This window comes from Amycolatopsis sp. NPDC005232, assembly GCF_040607795.1.
Lineage (GTDB): Bacteria > Actinomycetota > Actinomycetes > Mycobacteriales > Pseudonocardiaceae > Amycolatopsis.
Window position 1 is genome coordinate 1 of sequence record NZ_JBEXHL010000090.1, and the last position, 1,215, is coordinate 1,215.

2 protein-coding genes are annotated in these 1,215 nt (G+C 68.1%); one reads left to right on the plus strand and one right to left on the minus strand.

Annotated features, from left to right (window positions below; translation table 11 throughout):
* A partial coding sequence (locus tag ABZU76_RS51570; protein WP_354885877.1) for an aldo/keto reductase occupies positions 1-551 on the minus strand: 551 nt, incomplete at its 3' end.
* 116 nt (positions 552-667) lie between these two features.
* Between ABZU76_RS51570 and ABZU76_RS51575 the strand changes: the two genes are divergently transcribed.
* The coding region (locus tag ABZU76_RS51575; RefSeq protein ID WP_354885880.1) for a helix-turn-helix transcriptional regulator at positions 668-1,215 on the plus strand (548 nt) is incomplete at its 3' end.

A 1,215-nucleotide genomic window follows, 5' to 3' on the forward strand; every position in this document is an offset into this window, starting at 1 on the left:
AGCGCGACCAGCGGCGACCAGCCGCGCAGGTCGGCGATCGCCTGCATGCGCGAGATCTCCCAGGCCGGAGCGTTGGACATCGCCACGTACAGGACCTTGCCGTGGCGGACCAGGTCGTCCATGCCGCGCAGGATCTCCTCGACCGGTGTCGTGAAGTCCCACACGTGCAGGAAGAGCAGATCGATGTAGTCCGTGTTCAGCTGCCGCAGGCTGGTCTCCACCGACGCGAACAGGCTCTTGCGGTGAGCGCCCCCGGAGTTCGGGTCGCCGGGCCGTCGCAACGTCGTGTACTTCGTCGCCAACACCAGGCTCTCGCGGTGGTCGCGGGTGAATTCGCCCAGCATGCGCTCGGAGCTGCCGTTGGTGTAGGTGCTGGCGGTGTCGATGAAGTTGCCGCCGCGCTCGACGTAGGTGTCGAACAGCTTGCGCGCATCGTCCTGATCGGCGCCCCAACCCCAGTCGGTGCCGAAGGTCGCAGTGCCTAGGGCCAGCGGTGAGACCCGCAACCCGGAGCGGCCCAGCAGCCGGTAGGTGTCGAGAGTGAGCGACATCAAGTCCTCCTGTGCTCGTGATCGTCGTCGAGCACCAGCCTGCGACCACCGCGAGCCGGGGGTAAGGGAAGACAGTTCCTGGGAACACCAGTCCTACCCAAGCTGTTGGACCAGCCATGATCACCAACGCCGTGGACGTGACACAGGAGCTGGCCGCGTTCCTGCGGACCCGGCGCGAACGCCTCGATCCGCAGGATTTCGGCCTGCCGTCGCGTCGGCAGGCCCGACGGACCCCGGGATTGCGCCGCGAAGAGGTCGCCGAACTGGCCGGGGTCAGCGTCGACTACATCGTGCGACTGGAACAAGCCCGCGGGCTGCGGCCCTCAGCGGAGGTGGTGGAGGCGCTGTCCCGGGCGCTGCGCCTGGCCCCCGACGAACGCGCCTACCTCTTCGGCCTGGCCCGGCAGCGCCCCCGCAACGGCGACAAGCTCGCCACCACTGCGGCGCCGTCGCTGGTCCGACTGGTCGCCGACCTGTCGCCGCTGCCTGCCATGCTGATGAACCACCGCTACGACATCCTGGCCTGGAACGGCGAAATGGCGAGGCTGCTCCTGGATTTCGACGCGCTGCCGCCGTCGCAGCGCAATGCGATGTGGCTGTGCCTGATGCATCCGCAGATCCGTGAGTTCTATGTCGACCGCGAACGCGTCGTGCGGGAGGGGGT